Origin of the sequence: Micromonospora sp. NPDC005707, assembly GCF_040631005.1 — a bacterium.
Classification (GTDB): Bacteria; Actinomycetota; Actinomycetes; order Mycobacteriales; family Micromonosporaceae; genus Micromonospora.
On record NZ_JBEXYR010000003.1, the window covers coordinates 30,472 to 45,660 of the forward strand.

19 protein-coding genes and 1 riboswitch are annotated in these 15,189 nt (G+C 73.5%); of the genes, 9 read left to right on the plus strand and 10 right to left on the minus strand.

The genetic code is table 11. From position 1 onward, the window contains the following. Positions 1-86: 86 nt before the first annotated feature. Positions 87-665, minus strand: coding sequence for an ECF transporter S component (locus ABZ452_RS05340; protein ID WP_357939172.1), 579 nt, complete (start codon positions 663-665; stop codon positions 87-89). 74 nt (positions 666-739) lie between these two features. After that, positions 740-846: riboswitch (TPP riboswitch) on the minus strand. 77 nt (positions 847-923) lie between these two features. On the opposite strand from ABZ452_RS05340, the gene ABZ452_RS05345 reads away from it, so the two are divergent. From ABZ452_RS05345 to ABZ452_RS05365, 5 genes are all read left to right on the plus strand, one after another. Continuing rightward, complete coding sequence (locus tag ABZ452_RS05345; RefSeq protein WP_357939174.1) at positions 924-1,748, plus strand: alpha/beta hydrolase; 825 nt, start codon at positions 924-926, stop codon at positions 1,746-1,748. Continuing rightward, complete coding sequence (locus ABZ452_RS05350; RefSeq protein WP_357939176.1) at positions 1,745-2,557, plus strand: AAC(3) family N-acetyltransferase; 813 nt, start codon at positions 1,745-1,747, stop codon at positions 2,555-2,557. Before ABZ452_RS05345 ends, ABZ452_RS05350 begins: the two co-directional genes overlap by 4 nt. Further along, positions 2,554-3,303, plus strand: a complete 750-nt coding sequence (locus tag ABZ452_RS05355; RefSeq protein ID WP_357939178.1) for an SIS domain-containing protein — start codon at positions 2,554-2,556, stop codon at positions 3,301-3,303. Before ABZ452_RS05350 ends, ABZ452_RS05355 begins: the two co-directional genes overlap by 4 nt. 89 nt (positions 3,304-3,392) lie before the next feature. Then, the gene (locus ABZ452_RS05360) at positions 3,393-3,896 is read left to right on the plus strand and encodes a DUF6328 family protein (protein ID WP_357939181.1); all 504 of its coding nucleotides are present in this window, start codon (positions 3,393-3,395) and stop codon (positions 3,894-3,896) included. A 177-nt stretch (positions 3,897-4,073) separates the two neighbouring features. After that, positions 4,074-6,050: an acyl-CoA dehydrogenase family protein gene (locus ABZ452_RS05365; protein ID WP_357940026.1), complete on the plus strand. Its 1,977-nt coding sequence runs from the start codon at positions 4,074-4,076 to the stop codon at positions 6,048-6,050. A gap of 39 nt (positions 6,051-6,089) precedes the next feature. On the opposite strand, the gene ABZ452_RS05370 is transcribed toward ABZ452_RS05365, so the two are convergent. From ABZ452_RS05370 to ABZ452_RS05405, 8 genes are all read right to left on the minus strand, one after another. Continuing rightward, positions 6,090-6,257: a hypothetical protein gene (locus tag ABZ452_RS05370; protein ID WP_167537054.1), complete on the minus strand. Its 168-nt coding sequence runs from the start codon at positions 6,255-6,257 to the stop codon at positions 6,090-6,092. Between the two features lie 9 nt (positions 6,258-6,266). Beyond that, on the minus strand, positions 6,267-6,872 hold the full coding sequence (locus ABZ452_RS05375; protein ID WP_357939183.1) for a hypothetical protein: 606 nt from the start codon (positions 6,870-6,872) through the stop codon (positions 6,267-6,269). 48 nt (positions 6,873-6,920) lie between these two features. Next, entirely contained in the window at positions 6,921-7,313 is a 393-nt protein-coding gene (locus ABZ452_RS05380; RefSeq protein WP_357939185.1) for a Fur family transcriptional regulator, read from the minus strand. Continuing rightward, entirely contained in the window at positions 7,310-7,612 is a 303-nt protein-coding gene (locus ABZ452_RS05385) for a metalloregulator ArsR/SmtB family transcription factor (RefSeq protein WP_357939187.1), read from the minus strand. The genes ABZ452_RS05380 and ABZ452_RS05385 overlap by 4 nt, the downstream gene beginning before the upstream one ends. A gap of 43 nt (positions 7,613-7,655) precedes the next feature. Next, positions 7,656-8,528: a metal ABC transporter permease gene (locus tag ABZ452_RS05390; RefSeq protein WP_357940028.1), complete on the minus strand. Its 873-nt coding sequence runs from the start codon at positions 8,526-8,528 to the stop codon at positions 7,656-7,658. Beyond that, positions 8,528-9,289, minus strand: coding sequence for a metal ABC transporter ATP-binding protein (locus ABZ452_RS05395; protein ID WP_357939189.1), 762 nt, complete (start codon positions 9,287-9,289; stop codon positions 8,528-8,530). Before ABZ452_RS05395 ends, ABZ452_RS05390 begins: the two co-directional genes overlap by 1 nt. Continuing rightward, complete coding sequence (locus tag ABZ452_RS05400; protein ID WP_357939191.1) at positions 9,286-10,224, minus strand: metal ABC transporter substrate-binding protein; 939 nt, start codon at positions 10,222-10,224, stop codon at positions 9,286-9,288. Before ABZ452_RS05400 ends, ABZ452_RS05395 begins: the two co-directional genes overlap by 4 nt. Before the next feature lie 70 nt (positions 10,225-10,294). After that, entirely contained in the window at positions 10,295-10,552 is a 258-nt protein-coding gene (locus ABZ452_RS05405) for a DUF6703 family protein (RefSeq protein WP_357939194.1), read from the minus strand. 27 nt (positions 10,553-10,579) lie between these two features. Here ABZ452_RS05405 and ABZ452_RS05410 point away from each other — a divergent pair, with 27 nt between their 5' ends. The 4 genes from ABZ452_RS05410 to dusB all read left to right on the plus strand — a co-directional run bounded on the left by ABZ452_RS05410 (position 10,580) and on the right by dusB (position 14,275). Then, the gene (locus ABZ452_RS05410; protein WP_357939196.1) at positions 10,580-10,921 is read left to right on the plus strand and encodes an antibiotic biosynthesis monooxygenase family protein; all 342 of its coding nucleotides are present in this window, start codon (positions 10,580-10,582) and stop codon (positions 10,919-10,921) included. A gap of 142 nt (positions 10,922-11,063) precedes the next feature. Then, complete coding sequence (locus tag ABZ452_RS05415) at positions 11,064-11,558, plus strand: hypothetical protein (protein WP_357940030.1); 495 nt, start codon at positions 11,064-11,066, stop codon at positions 11,556-11,558. Between the two features lie 113 nt (positions 11,559-11,671). Further along, positions 11,672-13,051, plus strand: coding sequence for a glycine--tRNA ligase (locus ABZ452_RS05420; RefSeq protein WP_357939198.1), 1,380 nt, complete (start codon positions 11,672-11,674; stop codon positions 13,049-13,051). A 51-nt stretch (positions 13,052-13,102) separates the two neighbouring features. Next, positions 13,103-14,275: a tRNA dihydrouridine synthase DusB gene (gene dusB / locus ABZ452_RS05425; RefSeq protein WP_357939200.1), complete on the plus strand. Its 1,173-nt coding sequence runs from the start codon at positions 13,103-13,105 to the stop codon at positions 14,273-14,275. A gap of 64 nt (positions 14,276-14,339) precedes the next feature. On the opposite strand, the gene ABZ452_RS05430 is transcribed toward dusB, so the two are convergent. Beyond that, entirely contained in the window at positions 14,340-14,993 is a 654-nt protein-coding gene (locus tag ABZ452_RS05430; RefSeq protein ID WP_357939202.1) for a C39 family peptidase, read from the minus strand. Positions 14,994-15,189: the final 196 nt, after the last annotated feature.

Below are 15,189 nucleotides of genomic sequence, written 5' to 3' on the forward strand. Positions count from 1 at the left end.
CCCAGCTTGGTTGATCAAGGAGTTCGCGTCTGGAAAACCGCCTCGGCCGACGCAAACTCCTTGATCAACACGGTCGGCGGGGGCGGTCAGACGGCGGCGCGTTCGCGGCCGGCGGGGAAGCGGTCGAGGACACCCGTGTTGGCCAGGGCCCGGGTGAGGGCGACGCTGCCCAGTCCGGCCACCACCAGCGAGCTGGCGGCGGTCAGCAGGATGTAGGGCAGGCGGAAGCTGCCCCACGCGGTGCCCGGGTACCAGACGAAGACGTCGTAGATCGCCGCCGCGAGGCCGGCCAGCGTCGCGGCGAGCAGCGCCACGGGCAGCCGGTAGCTGCGGTACGCGAAGAGCGCGAAAGCCAGCTCGGCGGCGGCCGCCTCCAGCGGGCCCTGCACGACGATCGTCCAGCCCCAGCTCGTGCCCAGCGCCACAGAGACCAGCGCGGCCAGGGTGAGGGTGAAGAGCGCCGCGCCCGGCTTCCGGACGACGAGGGCGCCCAGCACGGCCGGCACCAGCCAGACGCCGTACAGGACGGCGCGACCGGGCAGCGGAACGGCGTCGGCCGGCCCGTTCCAGAGCAGGCCCCAGGCCCAGAAGATGATGCCGAACGCCACCGCGAGCACGGAGGCCACGACGATGTCGATGGTGCGCCACCGGTTGGTGCTGTCCATGGTTGCTCCCAGTTCTGTGAGGCGAACCAGGAGAAGACGCACGCCGCGCCCGGTGGTCACCGGACGGCGGCGCGGCTGGAGGTCGACCGAACTCCCTGCGCTGGCATTACCCAGATCAGGTTCGAGGGTCTGCGGGCACCGGCCCGCACTCTCAGCGCTGTGCGCTCCCCTGTCGGATGTGAAGTTGTCTCGTCGCAGACGCTAGCACCGACCCCGCCGTCGGGCCCAGCAGGGCGATCGCCCGTTAGGGTGGCGGCCATGCGGGTCGAGGCGCGAGGGCTGACGTTCGAGGTACGCACCGGCGGCCCCGAGGGCGGTGAGCCCGTCCTGCTGCTGCACGGCTTCCCGCAGCACTCCGGTGAGTGGGACGAGGTGACCCCCGCGCTGCACGCGGCCGGGCTGCGCACCTACGCGCTCGACCAGCGCGGCTACTCGCCCGGCGCCCGGCCGGCGGACGTCGGGGCGTACCGGATTCCGGAGCTGGTGGCCGACGCGGCCGCCGTGCTGGACGCGCTCGGGGTGACCGCCGCCCACCTGGTCGGCCACGACTGGGGCGCGATCGTGGCGTGGGGCCTGGCGGCGGCGCACCCGGAGCGGGTGCGCACGCTGACCGCGGTGTCGGTGCCGCACCCGGCCGCCATGGGGCATGCGCTCGCCACCGACCCGCGGCAGAAGGCCCGCTCCTCCTACATCGCCCTGTTCCGCAAGCCGGGCAAGGCGGAGAAGGTGCTGCTGGCGTTCCGCGCGGCGACCCTGCGCCGGATGCTGTCCGGGGTGGGTGACGCCGACCGGGTGGCCCGCTACGCCGACCCGATGCGCGAGCCGGGCGCGCTGACCGCGGCGTTGAACTGGTATCGGGCCATGACCGGGGCGGACATGACGGCCGTCGGGCCGGTGGGCGTGCCGACCACGTTCGTCTGGAGCGACCGGGACGTGGCGATCGGGCGGACCGCCGCCGACGCGTGCGCGGCCCACGTCACCGGCGACTACCGCTTGGTGGTGCTGCCCGACGTCACCCACTGGATCCCGGACGAGGCGCCCGGCCCGCTGGCCGCGGCGATCCTGGCCCGCGCCGGCCGATGACCGCGAGCCCCGCGTCGGCCCGGCCGCACACCCGCGCGTCGCTCGCCGCCCAGCTCCGCGACCTGGGGGTACGCCCCGGCGGGACCGTTCTCGTGCACGCCTCCCTGCGCCCGTTGGGCTTCCTCTGCGGCGGCCCGGAGGCCGTGCTGCTCGCCCTGCGCGACGTGCTCGGCCCGGCCGGCACGGTGGTGGTGCCCACCCACACGCCGGAGAACAGCGACCCGGCGGGGTGGAGCAACCCGCCGGTGCCGGCGGACTGGTGGCCGGTGATCCGCGACGAGATGCCCGGCTTCGACCCGGCGGTGACACCGAGCCGGTTCATGGGCGCGCTGGCCGAGCTGGTCCGCACCTGGCCGGGGGCGCGGCGCAGCGACCATCCGTTCGTCTCGTTCGCCGCGCTCGGGCCGGCCGCGGCGCCGATCGTCGACGGCCATGCGCGGGCCGACATGCTGGGCGAGGGCTCCCCGCTGGCCCGCCTCTACGATCTCGACGCCGACGTGCTGCTGCTCGGCGTGGACCACGGCAGCAACACGTCCCTGCACCTGGCGGAGTACCGGCAACCGGCGCCGCCCCGGCAGCGCTGCGGCGCGGCCGTGCTGACCGGCGACGGCGGCCGGGAGTGGGTGTGGTGGGACGACGTGGACCTGGACGAGGAGTGTTTCGCCCGGCTCGGCGCCGACCTGGAGGCCACCGGTGCGGTGCGGCTCGGGCCGGTCGGCGACGGGACGGGCCGGTTGATGAGGCAGCGGGTGGCGGTCGACTTCGCGGTCGAGTGGCTGGCCCGACCCCGAGGGACGGAGGAAGCATGACGGTGAGCGCCGAGGCGTACCTGGCGATCGTGACCGAGACGATCGCCCGGGTCGCCGCCGACCAGCGGGAGAACGTGGCCCGGGCGGCCGACCTGATCGCCGAGTCGCTGCGCGCCGACGGGGTGGTGCACGCGTTCGGCACGGGCCACTCGGAGGCCCTCGCCATGGAGATCGCCGGCCGGGCCGGCGGCCTGGTCCCCACCAACCGGATCGCCCTGCGCGACCTGGTGCTGCACGGCGGCGAGCCGGCCGACGTGCTCGGCCCGAAGCTGGAGCGTGAGCCGGCCGTGGCGCACCGCCTCTACGAGCTGGCCCCGGTCCGGCCGCAGGACGTGTTCGTGCTCGCCTCCAACTCCGGGGTGAACGGCGCCATGGTCGAGTTCGCCGCCGTCGTCAAGGAGCGCGGGCACGGGCTGGTGGCGATCACCTCGGCGCAGCACTCGGCCCGGATGACCTCGCGCCACCCGTCCGGGCGCAAGCTCGCCGACTTCGCGGACGTGGTGCTGGACAACGGCGCCCCGTACGGCGACGCCACCCTGCCGCTGCCCGGCGGCGGCGCGGTGGGCGCGGTGTCCTCGATCACCGCCGCGCTGCTGGCCCAGCAGATCGTCGCGGAGGTGGTCGCCCGGCTGCTCGCGGCGGGGGAGCGGCCCCCGGTCTACCTGTCCGCCAACATCACCGGCGGCGACGAGCACAACGCGGAGCTGGAGGCCCGGTACGCGGGCCGGATCCGCCGCGGGTCCTGAACCGGTTTCACGCCCGGCGCGACGGGGCACAGGCGGTACTGCCGGTGGGGAGCCCTCACCGGCAGTAGCGTCTTCCCTGGAGGTAGCGGGTGTCCAAGGAAACCGAGAAGCAGCGCTGGCAGCGCAACTTCGCCGACCTCCTCCAGGAGTTGCGGGTCGCGCAGACCGGGGTGCAGATCCTCTTCGCCTTCCTGCTGACCCTGCCGTTCAGCAACGGTTTCACCCGGACCTCGGAATTCCAGCGGGACGTCTACATCGTCGCCCTGCTGTCCGCCGCCGCGGCCACCGCGATGATCATTTCGCCGGTCGCCTTCCACCGGGCGCTGTTCCGCCAGGGCCGCAAGCCGGAGCTGGTCCGCTTCGCGCACCGGATGGCCACCGGCGGCCTCGCCTTCATGCTGATCTCGATGGTCAGCGCGGTCCTGCTGATCACCGACTTCGTGCTGGACCGCCCGATCGCGTTCCTGCTCAGCGCGCTCACCGGGCTCTGGTTCCTGATGTTCTGGGTGATCCTGCCGTTCGCCCGGCGTGGCTGGGGCGACGAGGACATCGACGACGAGGACGACGATCCGCGGTCGCTGGCCGGCGACTGACCGCGCGGACCTGCCAAATCGGACGTGCGCGCGAGGCTACCCCTGGGTAACACCCGGGGGTAGCGTCGTTTCCGTCGCACGTCGACGCAGCCGGACCGAGGTCTCCAGGAGGCAGCCGTGACCACGACACAGAACAGCCGACCCGACCCCGCCGGACACGGCGGCCCGACCGGGCGGGTGGCGCCGATCGACGACCCGCAGCCACCGGCCGGCGCGGACGGGGCCGGGCCGCTGCCCGCCGAGGCCGGCCAGGTCTCCGAAAAGGAGGCGCGGCAGGTCGCCGAGGCGGCCCGCGAGTCGGCCTGGGACCGGCCCAGCTTCGGCAAGGAACTGTTCCTCGGCCGCTTCCAGCTCGACCTGATCAACCCGTGGCCGCGCCTCGACCCGGCGGAGGCGGCGCGGGCCGAGGAGTTCCTCACCGCGTTCGGGGCGTACCTGGACTCCGACGTGGACGGTGCGGCCATCGAGCGGGACGCGCGCATCCCCGACGAGGTGTTCCAGGGGCTGGCCCGGCTCGGCGCGTTCGGCATGAAGATCGACCGGAAGCACGGCGGCCTCGGGCTGAGCAACCTGCACTACTGCCGGGCGTTGATGCGGGCCGGCTCGGTGAACCCGTCGATCGGCGCGCTGCTCTCCGCGCACCAGTCCATCGGTGTGCCGCAGCCGCTGAAGATGTTCGGCACCCCCGAGCAGAAGGAGCACTTCCTGCCCCGGCTGGCCGCCGGCGAGGTCTCCGCCTTCCTGCTCACCGAGCCGGATGTCGGCTCCGACCCGGCCCGCCTGGCCACCACGGCCGAGCCGACCGAGGACGGCACCGGCTACCGGCTCAACGGGGTGAAGCTGTGGGCCACCAACGGCACGGTCGCCACCCTGCTCGTGGTGATGGCCCGCGTGCCGGCGGCGGAAGGGCGGCGCGGCGGCATCACCGCCTTCGTGGTGGAGGGCGACAGCGAGGGCATCACCGTCGAACGGCGCAACGCCTTCATCGGGCTGCGCGGCCTGGAGAACAGCGTCACCCGGTTCCACGACGTCTTCGTGCCGAAGGAGAACGTGATCGGCGGCGAGGGCAAGGGCCTGAAGATCGCGCTGACCACGTTGAACACCGGCCGGCTCTCGCTGCCGGCCATGTGCGTGGGCGCCGGCAAGTGGGCGTTGAACGTGGCCCGTGAATGGGCCGCCGACCGGGTCCAGTGGGGCCGGCCGGTCGGCGAGCACGAGGCGGTCGCCAAGAAGCTGGCCTTCATCGCCGCCACCACGTACGGCATGGAGTCCATGCTGGACCTCTGCTGCCTGCTCGCCGACGACGACCGCAACGACATCCGCATCGAGGCCGCCCTGGTGAAGCTCTACGCCAGCGAGATGGCCTGGAAGATCGCCGACGAGCTCATCCAGATCCGGGGCGGGCGCGGCTACGAGACGGCCGACTCCCTGGCGGCTCGGGGCGAGCGCCCGGCCGCGGTCGAGCAGCTCCTGCGCGACCTGCGGATCAACCGGATCTTCGAGGGCTCCACCGAGATCATGCACCTGCTGATCGCCCGCGAGGCGGTCGACGCGCACCTCTCGGTGGCCGGCGACATCATCGACCCGGACGCCGGGCTGGGCCGCAAGGCGAAGGCCGGCGCGCGGGCCGGCGTCTTCTACGCCAAGTGGCTGCCCACCCTGGCCGTCGGCAAGGGCCAGGCGCCCGGCGCCTACCACGAGTTCGGCCCGCTCGCCGGGCACCTGCGGCACGTCGAGCGCACCTCCCGCAAGCTGGCCCGGTCCACCTTCTACGCGATGTCCCGCTGGCAGGGGAAGATGGAGCGCAAGCAGGCGTTCCTCGGCCGGGTGGTGGACATCGGCGCGGAGCTGTTCGCCATGTCGGCGGTCTGCGTCCGGGCCGTCGCCGAGCGCGCCGAGCACCCGGAGAACGTCGAGCTGGCCGACCTGTTCTGCCGGCAGGCCCGGCTGCGCGTCGACGAGCTGTTCACCGGGCTGTGGTCCAACACCGACGCGGTGGACGTGGCCGCCGCGAAGCGCATCCTCGCGGGCCGCTACGCCTCGGTCGAGGAGGGCGTGGTCACCCCGCCCGCCGATCAGCCCTGGGTGGCCCGCTGGGAGCCCGGCCCGTCCACGGCGCAGGACGTCCGCCGCCGCATCCCGCCCACGGCGTGACGGTCGGAGGCCCCCGCCGGTCGCGGCGGGGGCCCGCCGTCAGCGGGCGACCGCCCAGGCGATCACGCCGGCCAGGATGAGGCCGTTCAGGCCGGCCAGCACCAGGTACGCGGCCGGCGGGATCCGGCGGCCCTTGCGGACGAAGCTCACCAGGACGCCCGCGTAGATCAGCAGCAGGACCGCGACGACGATCAGGAAGTACAGCACCGGCACACCTTACCGGCCGGTGCGCAGCCCGAGTCCGCGCAGCTCCAGCGCGGCGAGAGCGTCCACCGTCCCGTCGTCGCCGCGGCGCCACGCCTCGGCCACGTCCGGCGCGATCCGGTTCAACTTGGCGAGGGGCTGCCCGGCCAGCGCGCGGAGCGCCAGCAGGTCCCGCCCGGCCGGGGCGGCGGCCAGCGCCTTCGCCGCGCCGGCCCGGCGCATCCAGCGCACCCGCAGCGGCAGCCAGCCGAACAGCACCAGCCCGAGCGGGAAGACCAGCACGGCGACGGTCAGCGCCAGGGCCAGCTGACCGACCAGTTCCTGCTGGTCGCGGCCGGCCTCGGCGACGGCGCGGGCGGCCTCGGCGGCCTTGGTGAACGGGCCGGTCAGCTCGTCGCCGACGAGCGGCACCCGGCCGACCTTGCCGCCGGCGTCGGCCAGGTTGTCGGCGAGCCCGCCGCCGGCCCCCTCCAGCTTCTGTCCCGGTACGGCGAGCTTCTCGACCAGGTCGTGCAGCCAGAGCGCGAAGCGGATCGCCGCGTACACCCAGACGACCACGAGCAGATCGGTGAGGAGCTGACGGAGGGCGGTCGGAAAACGGTCGGCGTAGATCTTCACGCGGGACAGCGTGCCACGGCCCGGCCGCCCGGGCACGGGTCGGTTTTGTCAGCCGGCGCAGGCCGGGCAGGTGCCGAAGATCTCCAGGGTGTGGCTGACCTGCACGTACCCGTGTTCGGCGGCGACCCGCTCGGCCCAGCTCTCCACCGCGGGGCCGGCCACCTCCACGGTCCGGCCGCAGGCCCGGCAGACCAGGTGGTGGTGATGGCCCTCGCTGCACCGCCGGTAGAGGTGCTCGCCGCCGGGCGGGCGCATCACGTCGATCTCGCCCGCGTCGGCCAGCCCCTGCAGCGTCCGGTAGACGGTGGTCAGCCCCACCCGCTCGCCGCGCTGGCGCAGCATGGCGTGCAGGTCCTGGGCGCTGTGGAAGCCGTCGACCTCGGCCAGCAGGGCGCTCACCGCGGTCCGCTGCCGGGTGTTGCGCAGCGCCCCCTCGGTCACGACGGCCCCTCCCCGGCGTGGCTCACGGCGTCCGCCACGATGTGCGCGACGTGCTCGTCCACCAGCGCGTACGCGATCTCCCGGCCGCGCCGCGAGCCGCGCACCACGCCGGCGCCGCGCAGCACCCGCAGGTGCTGGGAGACCAGGGGCTGCGGGGCGCCGAGCTTCTCCACCAGCTCGTGCACGCAGCGCTCGCCCGCGGCCAGTTCGCTCACGATCGCCAGCCGGATCGGCGCCGACAGCGCGCGCAGCAGGTCACCCGCGCCCTCGAAGGCGTCGTACCCGTTCGTGACCGTCACCCCGTAACGGTAACCAATGCCAGCAGCGGCGGCCCGGACGGCCTCACCGCAGGACCACCTCGTGCTCCGGCGGTTCGACCACCGGCGCGGCGGCCGGGCGGGTCCGCCGGCGCAGCGCCCGCCGGCCGGCCGCCAGCAGCGCCACCACGAGGAACGAGCCGATCGCCAGCAGCACCACCGAGGCGCCGGGCGCCGTGTTCGCGGTGGCGGCCACCCAGACGCCGGCACCGGCCGCGAACAGCCCCAGCGCCATGGCCGCCGCCATGGTGGCCCGGAAGCCCCGGGTCACCTGCTGCGCGGTGGCCACCGGCACCACCATCAGCGCGCTGATCAGCAGCACCCCGACCGCCCGCATGGCGATGGTGACGGTCACGGCGGTGCCGACCGCGAGGAGCAGGTTCAACGCCCGCACCGGCAGGCCGGACACCCGCGCGTACTCCTCGTCGTGGCAGACCGCGAAGAGCGCCGGGCGCAGCGCCAGCATGGTCACCAGGATCGCCACGCCGAGCACCAGGATGGTGATCAGGTCGGCCGGCGACGTCGTGGTCAGCGACCCGAAGAGGTACGCGTTGAGCTTGCCGCTGCCGGCGTCGGAGAGCCCGACCAGCATCACGCCGCCGGCGATGCCGCCGTAGAACAGCAGGGCCAGGGCCAGGTCCCCGGAGGTGCGCCCGCGCGAGCGGACCAGCTCGATCACGATCGCGCCGAGCGTGGCCGCGACGACCGCGACCAGCACGGGGGAGCGGTTGAGCAGCAGCCCGGCGCCGACGCCGGTGAGCGCCACGTGGCCGATGCCGTCGCCGATCAGCGCCAGCCGGCGCTGCACCAGGTAGATGCCGAGCGCCGGGGCGGCCAGCCCGATGACCAGCGCGCCGACCAGGGCGCGCAGCATGAAGTCGTACTGGAAGAGGTCCATCACATCCTCCACAGCCCGGCGGGCTCCTCGTCGCAGTGCGGGTGCACGTGGTCGTGGCCCGGCTCGGCGTGGTGCCCGGCCGGCTCCGGCACCGCGCCGTCGTGGCAGATGGCGCCCTGGTGGACGACGACGGCCCGGCCGATCAGCGGGCGCAGCGGCCCCAGCTCGTGGGCGACCAGCAGCACGGTGCCGCCGCCCTCGCGGAAGCCGCGCAGCGCGCCGGCGAACGCCTCCTGGCTGGCCGCGTCCACCCCGGCGGTCGGCTCGTCGAGCACGAGCAGTTCGGGCCGGCCGGCCAGGGCCCGGGCGATGAGGGTGCGCTGCTGCTGGCCGCCGGAGAGCGTGGCGACCGGGTCGCCGGCCCGGTCGGCCAGCCCGACCGCGCGCAGGGCCGCGGCCACCGCCTCCCGGTCGGCCCGCCCCGACGGGCGCAGCACGCCCCGGCGGGCCAGCCGCCCGGACGCCACCACCTCGCCCACCGTGGCGGGTACGCCGCTGCCCGCGCCGAGCCGCTGCGGGACGTACCCGATGCGGTGCCACTGCCGGAAGCGGCGCTGGGGCGTGCCGAAGAGGGCGACCGACCCGGCGCCCAGCGGCACGAGGCCGAGCACGGCGCGGATCAGGGTCGACTTGCCGGAGCCGTTGGCGCCGAGCACGGCGACCACCTCGCCGGCGGTGACGGTCAGTGAGACGTCGCGCAGCACCCCCCGGCCGTCGTAGCCGACGGCGGCGTGTGCGACCTGGATGACGGGGTCGGTCATGAGCAGTCCAAGGCGGTCCGCAGGGTCTGGAGGTTGGCGCGCATCGCCGAGAGGTAGTCGCCGTCGGCGGGCCGGCCCTCGATCGGATCGAGGACGGCGGTCCGCGCCCCGACCTCCCGGGCGACGGTCTCGGCGATCTTCGGGCTGACCAGTGTCTCGAAGAAGATGGTGGTGGCGCCGTGTTCCCGGGCCTCCTCTGCCACCTCGGCGAGGTGCTGCGGGGCTGGCTCGGCGTCGGGGCTGAGGCCGGTGATGCCGACCTGTTCGAGCCGGTAGTGGTCGGCCAGGTAGCCGAAGGCGGTGTGGCTGGTCACGATCTCCCGACGCTGGCAGGTGGCCAGGCCCCGGGTGTAGTCGGCGTCGAGCCCGGTCAGCTCGGCGCGCAGCGCCGCCGCCCGGGCGGTGAAGTCGCCGGCCCGGCCCGGGTCGGCCTTGCCGAGCCGGTCGGCGAGCCGGTCGCCGGCGGTCGCCAGCCGGGTCGGGTCCAGCCAGAGGTGGGGGTCCTTGCCGCCGGACTCCTCCTCGTGACCGGCCTCACCCTCGTGCTGGTGGCCGCCCGCGGCGGCGTCGAGCAGCGGCTGCACGCCCGCCACGTCGAACGCCCGGTCGCCGCCGTTCTGCTCGACCGCCTCGTCCACGGCCGGCTGGAAGCCGGAGAGGTAGACGATCAACTCGGCGTCGGCCACCTGGCCCACCTGCCGTGGGTTGAGTTCCAGGTCGTGCGGCTCGGCGCCGGGCTTGGCCAGGCTGGTGACGGCGACCGCGTCGCCGCCGATCTTCTCGGCGAGGAACTGGAGGGGGTAGAAGGCGGCCACCACGTCCACGCGGTCCGGGTCGCTCCCGCCACCGTCGCCCGAGCAGGCGGCGAGGCCGCCCAGGGTGAGCAGGGCGGCGGTGGCGGCGGCGAGCGCGCGGGAGGCTGAGCGGACGGTCATGCCACTACTGTCCGCGATAACGAAATTGATTGTCAAAAACGCATGATTGCATGTCTGCGCAGGTCAACGGTCAGAGCAGCTTCGCAAGCGCGATCGCGATCAGCAGGGTCAGCATCACCAGCCGCAGCATCCGGGTGGCCGGCGCCTGCACCGCCCAGGTGACGGTCATCAGCCACACCAGCCCGGCGGCCAGCGCCAGCAGCAGCACCCCGCCCGCCACACCGGGCGCGAAGAGCCCGACCAGCACCAGGACCAGCGCGGCCAGGAACACCGTCGTCGGGTTGAGCCGGGCCAGCCGGGACAGCACGGGAGTCTGCGTACGCTGCATGGCACAGACTCTACGAGGAGGAACCCGGTGCTGGTCACCAACCGGTTCGTGGTGGACGCCGACGAGGCCGACGAGTTCACCCGGCAGGCGCACGCCGCGCTCACCGCGCTCGCCGCCCGCCCGGGCTACCTGCGCGGCGAACTGCTCCGGGCGCTGGACGACCCCGACCACTGGTGCCTGCTCACCGAGTGGGAGTCCGTCGGGGCGTACCGCCGGGCGCTCGGCGGGTTCGACGTCAAGGTCACCGCGGTGCCGCTTCTCGCCCGGTCGGTGGACGAGCCCTCGGCATACGAGACGCTGGCCAGTGCCGCGCCGGACGGCGAGATCGTCGTGGTGGCCAGTGATCGGGCCGCAGGTCCTTACCGGTGAGGCCGGGGGCACTACCCTGGCGCGTATGACCGCTCCCGGGCCGGCTGCCCCACCACCCCCGCCCGTGCCCTCCGGCGTGCCGCCGGCGCCGGGATCCCCGGCCGAGCCCGGCGTCCCCGCCCCGCCGCCCGGTGTCCCGCCGGTGTCGCCGGGCGAGCCGGGCGTCCCCGCGCCGCCGCCCGGCCCCGGAGTCGCCCCGCCGTTCGCCGCGCCGCCCACCGAGGGCGGCCGGGCCCGGCTCTGGCTCGGCCTGGGCGTCGGCGCGCTGGCCGTGCTGCTCTGCTGCGGCGGGGGCGGCGCGGCCGTGGTCGGGCTCGCGGTGAGCAACGTGCAGGCCGTCGAGGAGCAGGGCCGGGCGGTCACCGACGACTACTACCAGGCGCTCGTCGTCAAGGACTGGTCCAAGGCGTACGACCAGCTCTGCGACGACGCCCGACGGCGCGAGTCCCGGGCGGAGTTCGAGCAGCGGGTCGCCACCGAGCCGCAGGTCTCCGGCTACCGGGTGGGCGACGTCGACACCACGACGCTGACCGTGCCGGTGGACGTGACCCTGGCCGGCGGCCGGCGGGAGGCGCAGACCGTCACGCTGGCGCCCGACCAGCAGACGGGCGGCATGGAGGTGTGCGGGGTGAGCTGACCGCGCCCCGGTATTCTGCTGGGCCCGGGACCTCGGTGGTCGTACCGTTGTCCCGAACCGTCCGGTTCCACTCACATCGCCCCCGCCGACCGCCAGCCGGCGTAGGAGGAAACATGCCAGCCGACCGTATCGACGCCGTCGTCAGCCTCGCCAAGCGCCGAGGCTTCGTCTTCCCCTCCAGCGAGATCTACGGGGGCACCCGGTCGGCCTGGGACTACGGTCCGCTCGGCGTCGAGCTCAAGGAGAACGTCCGCCGGCAGTGGTGGAAGACCATGGTCCAGCAGCGCGACGACGTCGTCGGCCTCGACTCCGCGGTCATCCTGGCCCGCAAGGTCTGGGAGGCCAGCGGCCACATCGCCGAGTTCGTCGACCCGCTCACCGAGTGCCAGTCCTGCCACAAGCGGTTCCGCGCCGACCACCTCGAAGAGGCGTACGAGGCCAAGCACGGCAAGCCGCTCACCTCGCTGACCGAGCTGAACTGCCCGAACTGCGGCAACAAGGGCACCTTCACCGAGCCGAAGATGTTCAACGGCCTCATGAAGACCTACCTGGGCCCGGTGGAGAGCGACGAGGGCATGCACTACCTGCGCCCGGAGACCGCGCAGGGCATCTTCGTCAACTACAAGAACGTGGAGACGGTCGCCCGCAAGAAGCCGCCGTTCGGCATCGCGCAGACCGGCAAGTCGTTCCGCAACGAGATCACCCCGGGCAACTTCATCTTCCGGACCCGGGAGTTCGAGCAGATGGAGATGGAGTTCTTCGTCGAGCCGGGCACCGACGAGCAGTGGCACGAGTACTGGCTCTCCGAGCGCTGGAACTGGTACCTCGACCTGGGCCTCTCCGAGGAGAACCTGCGCTTCTACGAGCACCCCAAGGAGAAGCTCTCCCACTACTCGAAGCGCACCGTCGACATCGAGTACCGGTTCCAGTTCGGCGGCACCGAGTTCGCCGAGCTGGAGGGCATCGCCAACCGGACCGACTTCGACCTGTCCACGCACAGCAAGCACTCCGGCGTCGACCTGTCGTACTTCGACCAGACCAAGGGCGAGCGCTGGATGCCGTACGTGATCGAGCCGGCCGCCGGCCTCACCCGCGCGGTGCTGGCCTTCCTGCTCGAGGCGTACGACGAGGACGAGGCACCGAACACCAAGGGCGGCGTGGACAAGCGCACCGTCATGCGCTTCGACCCGCGGCTGGCCCCGGTCAAGGTGGCGGTGCTGCCGCTGTCCCGCAACGAGGCGCTCTCGCCGAAGGCCAAGCAGCTCGCCACCGACCTGCGCAAGCGCTGGGTCGTCGAGTTCGACGACTCGCAGGCCATCGGCCGCCGTTACCGCCGGCAGGACGAGATCGGCACCCCGTTCTGCGTCACCGTCGACTTCGACACCCTGGACGACAACGCGGTGACCGTGCGGAACCGGGACACCATGGGCCAGGAGCGCATCTCCCTGGACCAGGTCGAGCGCTACCTCATCGAGCGCCTGCCCGGCTGCTGACGCTGGTCACGGGGCCCCGACCGGTGGGTCGGGGCCCCGTACACTTGTGCGGTGACCGCCCCGACCCTGCCCGCGCTGCGCCCGCTCACCCTCGGCCCGCACGAGGTGTGGCCGCCCGTGGTGCTCGCGCCGATGGCCGGGATCACCAACGTCGGCTTCCGCCGGCTCTGCCGGGAGCAGGGCGGCGGCATCTACGTCTGCGAGATGATCACCACTCGCGCGCTGGTCGAGCGGAACCCCAAGACGCTCCGCATGATCGCCTTCGGCGCCGACGAGCAGCCCCGCAGCCTCCAGCTCTACGGCACCGACCCGGAGATCACCGCCGCCGCCGTGCGGATCGTGGTCGAGCGGAACCTCGCCGACCACATCGACCTGAACTTCGGCTGCCCGGTCCCCAAGGTCACCCGGCGCGGCGGCGGGTCGGCCCTGCCGTGGCGGCGCCGGCTCTTCGCCCGGCTGGTCCGGGCCGCGGTGGCCGCGGCGGCACCCGCCGGGGTGCCGGTCACCGTGAAGATGCGCAAGGGCATCGACGACGACCACCTGACGTACGTCGAGGCGGGCCTCGCCGCCCAGGACGCCGGCGTCGCCGCGGTCGCCCTGCACGGGCGTACGGCCGCGCAGCGCTACTCGGGCACCGCCGACTGGGACGCCATCGCCACCCTCAAGCAGGCGCTCGACGTGCCGGTGCTCGGCAACGGCGACATCTGGGAGGCCGACGACGCGCTGCGGATGGTCGCCCACACCGGCGTCGACGGCGTGGTGGTCGGGCGCGGCTGCCTGGGCCGGCCCTGGCTGTTCGCCGACCTGGAGGCCGCCTTCAACGGGCGCACCGAGCGGCGGCTGCCGAACCTCGGCGAGGTGGCGGCGACCATGCGCCGGCACGCCGAGCTGCTGGTCGACCAGTTCGTGGCCGGCGCCCGCAACCCGGCCCGGGGCGAGCGCGACGGCTGCACCGACTTCCGCAAGCACGTCGCCTGGTACCTGAAGGGCTTCCCGGTCGGCAGCGAGCTGCGCCGCTCGCTCGCGATGATCGACAGCTTGGCCCAGCTCGACGACCTGCTCGGCAAGCTCGACCCGACCGTGCCGTTCCCCGTGGAGACCCTGGGCCAGCCGCGCGGCCGGACCAACTCCCCGGGCCGGGTCGCCCTCCCCGACGGCTGGCTCGCCAGTCGCGACGACGACACCCCGCCGGACGGCGCCGAGCTGGACGACTCCGGCGGCTGACGAGACGCGCAGAAAGGGCCCGACCCCTGGTGGGGTCGGGCCCTTTCTGGTTGGTGCTGGTGGATCAGGAAGCCGAGTAGCCGCGGGTGGCGATCCAGTCGGCGAGGTTGTCCACGCTGATGCGGTAGGACGCGGTGTTCGGGTTGGCGCTGTCGGCGATGGTCACGGTGTGGCCGTCGTTCTGGTAGCCGACGACGCTGATGTAGTGGCCACCCTCGAAGGAGTGGGTGTTGCCGTCGGTGTCGGTGGCGGTGCCGGCGATGTTGGCGACCACGGCGCGGCCGTCGTCGACGGTGCGCACGATGTCGGCGCGCAGGGTGTCGGTCTGCTTGTCGTCGGCCTTGCCGTCCTTGATCTCGACGGACCGGTAGTGCTTGCCGGTCTCCTTGTTCAGGACGGGGGTGATGTCGTTGATGCTGTTGGTGCCGTTCTCGGTGGTGCCCATTTCCTTGGCCATGGCGTCGACGTCGATGTTCTTGCCGAGCACCGAGATGGCGTTGCGGGTGGCGGCAGGGCCGCAGTAGTAGAAGTTGGGCTGCGCCTCGTAGCGGACGTCGAGTTCGCGCTCGCCGTGGCCCTTGCGGTCGGTGGTGACCTGGGCGGTCTTCTCGGCGGGGGTGGCCTGCGCGGCGATGGCGGGGCCGGCGATACCGACGGTGGTGGCGGCGAAGCCGGCGGCGGTCAGAACGGTGTTTCGCAGCATGGTGTTGGTACGCATGATGAGTCACGCCTTTCTGTCGGGGGTGCACAGCACACGCCGATAGGGGGTGCGGTGCTGCGTGGTGAAAGTCTGTGAAGGTGCCCGGCGATCAGGGGGTGACCTGCTCGGGCGGTCCGGGGGTGTAACCATCGGCGGCGGGGAAGCGATTCCCACACACCTGATCCGATGTCCCGGGGATGTAACGACCGGCGGC

What these genes read in the sequence shown, in the direction of transcription:
- ABZ452_RS05420 (WP_357939198.1), top strand. Translation starts at nt 11,672, where the DNA reads ATGCCAGCCGACCGTATCGACGCCGTCGTCAGCCTCGCCAAGCGCCGA.
- ABZ452_RS05395 (WP_357939189.1), bottom strand. Translation starts at nt 9,289, where the DNA reads ATGACCGACCCCGTCATCCAGGTCGCACACGCCGCCGTCGGCTACGAC.
- ABZ452_RS05400 (WP_357939191.1), bottom strand. Translation starts at nt 10,224, where the DNA reads ATGACCGTCCGCTCAGCCTCCCGCGCGCTCGCCGCCGCCACCGCCGCC.
- ABZ452_RS05340 (WP_357939172.1), bottom strand. Translation starts at nt 665, where the DNA reads ATGGACAGCACCAACCGGTGGCGCACCATCGACATCGTCGTGGCCTCC.
- ABZ452_RS05350 (WP_357939176.1), top strand. Translation starts at nt 1,745, where the DNA reads ATGACCGCGAGCCCCGCGTCGGCCCGGCCGCACACCCGCGCGTCGCTC.
- ABZ452_RS05390 (WP_357940028.1), bottom strand. Translation starts at nt 8,528, where the DNA reads ATGGACCTCTTCCAGTACGACTTCATGCTGCGCGCCCTGGTCGGCGCG.
- ABZ452_RS05405 (WP_357939194.1), bottom strand. Translation starts at nt 10,552, where the DNA reads ATGCAGCGTACGCAGACTCCCGTGCTGTCCCGGCTGGCCCGGCTCAAC.
- ABZ452_RS05430 (WP_357939202.1), bottom strand. Translation starts at nt 14,993, where the DNA reads ATGCGTACCAACACCATGCTGCGAAACACCGTTCTGACCGCCGCCGGC.
- ABZ452_RS05345 (WP_357939174.1), top strand. Translation starts at nt 924, where the DNA reads ATGCGGGTCGAGGCGCGAGGGCTGACGTTCGAGGTACGCACCGGCGGC.
- ABZ452_RS05355 (WP_357939178.1), top strand. Translation starts at nt 2,554, where the DNA reads ATGACGGTGAGCGCCGAGGCGTACCTGGCGATCGTGACCGAGACGATC.